This window comes from Streptomyces albus subsp. chlorinus, from assembly GCF_013302895.1.
GTDB classification, from domain to species: domain Bacteria; phylum Actinomycetota; class Actinomycetes; order Streptomycetales; family Streptomycetaceae; genus Streptomyces; species Streptomyces chlorinus.
Genome location: NZ_VJOK01000001.1, coordinates 6,384,977 through 6,391,925, shown reverse-complemented (window position 1 = coordinate 6,391,925; position 6,949 = coordinate 6,384,977). Strand labels below are relative to the sequence as shown.

The 6,949-nt window shown below is 74.6% G+C and carries 5 protein-coding genes; 3 read left to right on the top strand and 2 right to left on the bottom strand.

All coding sequences use genetic code 11. The annotated features are described in order from the left end of the window. Window positions 1-6: 6 nt before the first annotated feature. The gene (locus tag FM076_RS27665; RefSeq protein ID WP_173873592.1) at window positions 7-945 is read left to right on the top strand and encodes an FAD-dependent oxidoreductase; all 939 of its coding nucleotides are present in this window, start codon (window positions 7-9) and stop codon (window positions 943-945) included. A 32-nt stretch (window positions 946-977) separates the two neighbouring features. On the opposite strand, the gene FM076_RS27660 is transcribed toward FM076_RS27665, so the two are convergent. Next, window positions 978-2,324, bottom strand: coding sequence for a M14 family metallopeptidase (locus FM076_RS27660; RefSeq protein WP_173873591.1), 1,347 nt, complete (start codon window positions 2,322-2,324; stop codon window positions 978-980). 196 nt (window positions 2,325-2,520) lie between these two features. Here FM076_RS27660 and FM076_RS27655 point away from each other — a divergent pair, with 196 nt between their 5' ends. Further along, window positions 2,521-4,014, top strand: a complete 1,494-nt coding sequence (locus FM076_RS27655; protein ID WP_173873590.1) for a M1 family metallopeptidase — start codon at window positions 2,521-2,523, stop codon at window positions 4,012-4,014. Between the two features lie 91 nt (window positions 4,015-4,105). Here the strand turns inward: FM076_RS27655 and FM076_RS27650 are convergent, their stop codons facing one another. Further along, a complete protein-coding gene (locus FM076_RS27650) occupies window positions 4,106-5,029 on the bottom strand; it encodes an oxygenase MpaB family protein (RefSeq protein ID WP_173873589.1) in 924 nt (307 codons plus the stop codon). A 649-nt stretch (window positions 5,030-5,678) separates the two neighbouring features. On the opposite strand from FM076_RS27650, the gene FM076_RS35390 reads away from it, so the two are divergent. Then, on the top strand, window positions 5,679-6,949 hold a 1,271-nt coding region (locus tag FM076_RS35390; RefSeq protein ID WP_430625936.1), incomplete at its 3' end, for an ATP-binding protein.

Here is a 6,949-nt window from a genome sequence, read left to right as displayed (position 1 = left end):
CCTCGCATGGGTGATGTGAGACAGCGGAACGAGGCGGCCGTCGTCATCGGGGGCGGCGTCATCGGGCTGACGACCGCGGTGGTGCTCGCCGAGCGGGGGATGGCCGTACGGCTGTGGAGCCCGCAGGAGCCGGGAGAGACCACCTCGGCCGTCGCCGGCGGACTGATCTGGCCGTACCGCATCGAGCCTCAGGCGCGGGCCCTCGACTGGGCGGTCCGCTCCTTCCGGCACTTCTCCTGGCTGGCGGAGCAGCCGGGGCTGACGGGGGTGCGGCTGGTGCGCGGCAGCATGCCGGACAGTTCGCCGCCGCCGGAGTGGGCGGCGCTGACCGGGACGCCGCCCCGCGCGCCGCTTGTCGATATGCGGACCTATCTCCCCTACCTGGTGGGCCGGTTCGAGGCGGCGGGCGGCCGGTGGGAGCGGCGCGCGGCCCGTTCGCTCGCCCAGGCGGCGGCCGTGGCGCCGGTCGTCGTCAACTGCAGCGGCCTGGGCGCCCGCGAACTGGTGCCGGACCCGTCGGTCCGCGCGGTGCGGGGCCAGATCCTGGTGGTGGAGAACCCGGGCGTCGAGGAGTGGTACGTGGCCGCCTCCAGCGGTGCCGACGAGACGACGTACCTCCTGCCGCAGCCCTACGGCGTGGTCCTCGGCGGCACGGCGCAGGACGGGGCCGAGGAGAGGGAACCGGACCCGGCGACCGCCGAGGCCATCGTGCGGCGCTGCGCGGCCGTCGACCCGCGGCTGGCCGACGCCAAGGTGCTCGAACACCGGGTGGGGCTGCGCCCGTTCCGGCCGAGTGTCCGGCTGGAGGCCCAGCGGCTGCCCGACGGGCGGGGCGGCGAGGCGCTGTGCGTCCACAACTACGGGCACGGGGGCGCGGGCGTCACCGTCTCGTGGGGCTGCGCGGTGGACGCGGCGCGGCTGGTGGGCCCGGCCACCGGGGAGTGAGCCGGGCCCCTGGCACACGTGCCGGGCGGTGGTCAGCCGCAGTTGTCCACCGGTGTGGCGGATGTCAGCGCGAACCGGGCACGCCCGTCGAGCAGCAGCGGCACCAGGGCGCGCTGCGACTGGCGGAGCGGCACCAGGGCGCCGTCGCCGCGCGGCTCGGCCCGGACGCCGTGCAGGTCCAGAACCGGTTCGACGTCCTTCCACTGGGCCGCGCTCAGCCGGTAGCCGCAGGGCGGGTCGGTGAGCACCTGGCCGTCCTCGGGGGGCTGGTTGTCGGCGCCGCCGAGGTGGACGGGGCCGCGGTCGGCCAGGCCGGCCGCGCGCGCCCGGTCGGTGGCCGCCTCGATGCGGGCGCGCCGGGTGCCGGCGAAGTCGAACAGGCCCTTCAGCGCGGAGAGGTGGGAGCGGACGCGGCGGCGGTTGTTGACCGCCTCGTCGGCCTTCTCCTCGTCGGTGAGGGGATCGACGCGGGTCTCGGCGAGCAGCCCGACGGCGTGTTTGACGCCGACCGTGTTGCGCAGGATGCGCTCCTGCCCGTCGCCCGCGACCTGCTTGACGGGCTCACCGGTCTCCGGGTCGGTCCAGATGCCGTAGATGCCGGTGCTGTGGCCGTCGTCCTCGGCGGCGGGACGCGCGTACCGCTCGGACAGCGTCCGGGACTCGCTGTGCAGGGCCCGCGCGGTGTTGAGGTTGCGGGGCCACAGGGTGAGCAGGTCCTTGACGTACGTCGGCACATGGGCGCCGTACTCGTGGAGGTCGTAGACGGTGTCGGGACGCCAGTCGCGGGTGACGGCGGCCATGGCGCGGGCCTCGGCGGTCTTGAGGGCGAGGTGGTCGCGGTTGATGTCCACGCCGTCGGAGTTGCCCCGGGTGTTGGCCGCGCGGCCGTCGGGGTTGGCGGTGGGGACGACGAGGAGGGTGGTACGGGACAGGAAGCGCTTCATGGCGCGGTCCCTGGCCAGGGCCAGGTCGCGGATGGTGCTCAGGCACGCCTCGCGGCCCGCGGGCTCGTCGCCGTGCTGGGAGCAGATCAGCAGCACCGAGTTGCCGCGCCGCACGGCCTCGGCTCCGGCGGGTGCGGGCGCGCCGATCCGGACGAGTCGCAGGGGGCGGCCCTGTTTGGTGCGGCCGATGGTGTCCAGGGCGACCCGGCGGCTGGTGCGGTCGAGAGTACGGAGGAAGTCCTGCTCCTCCGGCTGGGTCGTCCAGCGTGCGCCGTGCGTGCGTTCGAAGCCGGTGTGCGGGGCGGAGGAGGGGGTGCCCACGTCGGACGACGCCCGGGCCGCGGGGGTGGCGGTGAGGAGGGGGACGAGGAGCGCCGCCGAGGTCAGGGCGGCCGTCTTCCACCGGGAGCGGCCGAGCCGCGCGCGTATCACCATGTGGGGGACGGTAACCGGGCGCACGCGTGTGCAGAAGGGGGCGTGTGTCGTCCGGATGGCGATCGTATGACGGTAGTTGCTGTGGACATGCGGGGGGACGCGTGAGTACATACCCTTCGGACGAAGTGACTCCTGTCGCGGCCCGGCCAAACGGCGTGCCCGGCGGCGGGGGGTTGGCACAAGAGCTGGAGGACTCGTGCGTCACAGACTGATCGTCCCGGGTGCGATGGCGGCGGCTTCGCTGCTGCTGGCGGTACCGGCCTCGGCGGCCGAACCGGCCCCGGGGGCCCCGGGCGTGGGCGACCCCTACTACCCGGACTACGGGAACGGCGGCTACGACGTCTCCCACTACGACCTTCGGCTCACCTACCAGCCGAAGACGGACCGGCTGAGCGGTACGGCGACCCTGCTGGCCACCGCGAAGCAGGACCTGTCCCGCTTCAACCTGGACTTCGCGCTGGACGTGGCCGAGGTGCGGGTGAACGGCGAGAAGGCGCGCTTCACCGCCTCGGGCGCCCACGAGTTGGAGATCACCCCCGCCAAGCCGCTGGCCAAGGGCGAGCGGGCGACCGTCGTGGTGCGGTACGCGGGCGTCCCGTCCACCGTGAAGGTGAACGGCTTCACCTCCTGGCACCGCACCGAGGACGGCGGCGTGGCCGCCAACGAGCCCGAGGCCGCCTGGTGGTGGTTCCCCAGCAACGACCACCCGACCGACAAGGCGAGCTACGACGTCAGCGTCGCCGTCCCCGACGGCACCCAGGCCATCAGCAACGGCACGCTCCAGTCGCAGCGCTCCAAGGCGGGCTGGACGCGCTGGAACTGGCGCTCGCGGGCCCCGCAGGCCACCTATCTGGCCACGCTGGCCGTCGGAAAGTTCGACATCACCAAGGACACCACGGACTCCGGACTGCCCGTCATCAACGCCTACAGCAAGAACCTGGGCGAGCACGAGGGCGCGGCGCGGGCGAGCGTGGAGCGGACCGCCGAGATCACCGACTGGCTGGAGGGATACTTCGGAAAGTACCCCTTCGACGCGCTGGGCGGCTATGTCCCGGGCACGGACACCACCTACGCGCTGGAGACCCAGACGCGTCCGTTCTACAGCCCCGACGACTTCGCCGACGGCTCCAACACCTCCGTCGTCGTCCACGAGATGGCGCACCAGTGGTACGGGGACAGCGTCTCGGTCAAGGGCTGGAAGGACATCTGGATCAACGAGGGTTTCGCCCGGTACGCGCAGTGGCTGTGGTCGGAGGACCAGGGTGAGGGCACGGCGCAGGAGCTGGCCGACTACGCGTACGCCTCGCGCCCGGCCGGCGACGCCTTCTGGAAGGTGAAGCCGGGCGACCCGGGCCCCGACAACCAGTTCCACTCGGCGGTCTACGACCGGGGCGCGATGGCGCTCCAGGCGCTGCGGAAGAAGGTCGGCGACAAGGACTTCTTCGCCATCCTCAAGGGCTGGCCCGCCGAGCACGAGGGCGGCAACGCGACCGTGGGCGACTTCGTCTCCTACGCGGAGAAGATCTCGGGCGAGCCGCTGGCGCGGCTCTTCGACACCTGGCTGTACCAGCCGTCGAAGCCCGCCGCCGGGCCGGGGGCGGCGAAGGGCGCCCTCACGGCCCAGGGCACCCCGAAGCAGCCCAGGTCGTGGAAGAAGATCCACACGGCGGACCACCCGCACCACCGCTGAGTGGGAGGGGTTCACGAGGCCGTCCGCCCGGCGCCACCGCGCCGGGCGGCTCCGGCGTGCGACGCCGCCCCCGGCCGGCCGGGGGCTCGTGTCAGCTCCCGGCCACCCGGTGCACGGCCGGGGCCCGGTGTGCGGTCCTGGCCCGGTGTGCGGCTCGGGCCCGGCGCGCGTAGGGCAGGTAGCGCAGGCGCTCGGGCAGCAGCGGCATCACATGCGCCAGGGTCCGGCCCAGCCGCCGCAGGCGCCGCTCCTGGCGGGGCGTCCAGGGCAGCCCCAGCACCTGCCGCGCGTCCGGCGGCATCAGACCGATCGTCACGAAGCGGCGCAGCCGGGCGAATCCGTGCACCAGCAGCGGCCACGCCGCCCGCAGCACGCCCCGCAGCACCCGCGAGGGGACCGGGGGCGGCGGGATGTCCGTGTTGACGGCGGCCAGTTCCCGCACGATGCCGGTGGGCTCGATCTCCTCGGCCAGCATCCGGCGCCAGTAGGGCCAGAACTCCTCCAGCGTCTGCGGCATGTCGCGGTCGCGGATGCCCAGTACGCGGCCGACCTGGAGCCACTCCGCGTACAGCCTGCGCTCCTCCGCCTCCGTGTAGGGGCGGCGCCCCAGGTACCGCTGGCAGTGCCGGAAGGAGGGGAAGCCGGTGGCGTGCACCCACGCGTAGTAGGCGGGGGTGAGCGCGTGGTAGCGCCTGCCGCGGGCGTCCACCCCCTGAACGCGCTTGTGCAGCTCACGGAGCCTGCGCCCCTCGGCGGCGGCCTCCTCTCCTCCGTACACCCACAGCAGCACACTGCGCACCGAGCGCTCACCGCGCCCCCAGGGGTCGGTGCGGAAGACCGAGTGCTGGTCCACCCCCGCGCCCACGGCGGGGTGGGCGACCTGCATGGTCAGCGCCCCGGGGAGCATGAGCAGGAAGCGGAGTTCCCCGACGACGTCCCACAGGATGCCGTCGGCGGGCGGGGGCACCGGATCGGTGCGCACTGGATGCCTCTCCCGTACCTTCACACTCTTCATGATGCCTCCCCCTCCGCACCCTCGCGCGGCACACCGGGACGGCATCCGGGGGACCGCATCGCGCCACAACACCGAACCGGAAACCCCCACCGTCACTTAGTGATCACTAACTGACTTATATTGGTGCGACGTTGATCGGAGGGCTGCGGCCCAGCTCTCGCCTCTGTCCGGTTCCGTCCCCCTAGGACCTGATTGATGACCTCCCCCGAGATATCCCCGCCACCGGCCGCAGGCGCGGGCCAACCGGCCTCGGGTACCGGCCGGCCGGCCGCTGGATCCCGGCCCGCCGCCGGCAACGGGCCCGCGGCCCCCAAAACCGCCTCCGGTACGGCGCTCGCGCTGCTGGTCTCCGTCGTCGTCTGCGCCCTCGCCTGCCTGCTCGCCGTCCGGTCGGCCGACGAGTCGGCACGCACCGCCGTCGCCTGGGGCAGCGGGGCGGCCGGGGTCGTGCTGTGCGCGGCGGCCACCGTGGCGGCGCGGGCCGTGCTGACGGGCCGCGCCCTGTGCGCGGCGCTGGCGGCCGCACACGCGCGGGCGGCCGAACGGGACGCGGCCGAGACCTACTTCGCCGACACGGTCGTGCCCCGCCGTCGTCGACCGGCTGCGCGACGGCGGCTCGGCCGAGACCGCGCTGGCCGAGGCCCCCGCCGTGGCCTCCGAGACCCAGCGCCGGGTGCTGGTCACCCTGGCGCGGGAGGTGCACAAGGGCGAGAGCATGCGGGCCGCCGCGATGTCGGCGTGCGCCAACGCGGCCGGCCGCGTCCAGGCGCTGGCCACGAGCATGGCCGCGGATTTGCGCGAGATGGAGCACCGGCACGCGGACGAGGACGTGCTCGCCGACCTGCTGCACCTGGACCACAGGAACGCGCAGATGGGCCGGATCGCCGACTCCATCGCCGTGCTCACCGGCGCCCGCTCGGGCCGGCGGTGGGCCAAGCCGATCGTCATGGAGTCCATCCTGCGCGGCGCCATGGGACGCATCAGCGGCTACCAGCGGGTGCGGCTGCACTCCACGAGCGAGGCCGCCATCGCCGGCCACGCGGCCGAAGGTGTCATGCACGCGCTGGCCGAACTCATGGACAACGCGGCGAACTTCTCCCCGCCCACCTCCGAAGTGCACGTGTACGTCGAGGAGGTGGCCGCCGGCATCGTCATCACCGTCGAGGACGGCGGGCTGGTGATGGGCGAGGTGGCGCTGCGCCGCGCCGAGCAGGCCGTCGCGGCCAGGAACGGCGACCTGTCCACCCTCTCCGGCACCCGGCTCGGGCTGGCCGTCGTCGGACGCCTGGCCCACAAGCACGGCCTGTCCGTCTCCTTCCGGCCCTCCGCGCACGGGGGGACGGGCGTGCTCGTCCGCATCCCGCGCGAGCTGGTGACCGAGCCCCGTCGCGAGGACCTCGCCCCCGGCGCTCCCGCCGCCCCGGCCCCCGCCGCGGTCCCGGCGCAGCGCACCCCCCTGAACGCCGCCCCGAGCACGGCCCAGAACACCGCCCAGTACCCTCCGCGCCCGGCCGAGCACGTCCGGCGCGCGGAACCCGCAGCGGTCGCCCAGGAGCCCGCACCCCGCGAGGCGGAGCCCGCGCGCCCCGCCGGCGGCCACGCCCAGGGCCACGACCGCGCCCCGAGCGACGGAGGCGGCGAGGCCGCCGGGACCGGCGCGTACGCGACCGCACCGCCCCCGCCGCAGGAGTACGGCGCCAGCGGGCTGCCCAAGCGTCGGCGGGGCCAGACCCTGGCGGCCGTCGCCCCGGGCGACGGCCGCCTCCGCACGGCCGTCGCGCTCCGACTCCCCCGACGGCGCCACCGGTGCCACCGGTGCCACCGGGGAGCGGCCGGACGGGCGGCCCGCCCGCCCCAAGCGCCCCTCCGGTGCCCGGTTCGGCGACTTCCGCCGGGCCGTGCAGGGTGCCGCGTCCGACG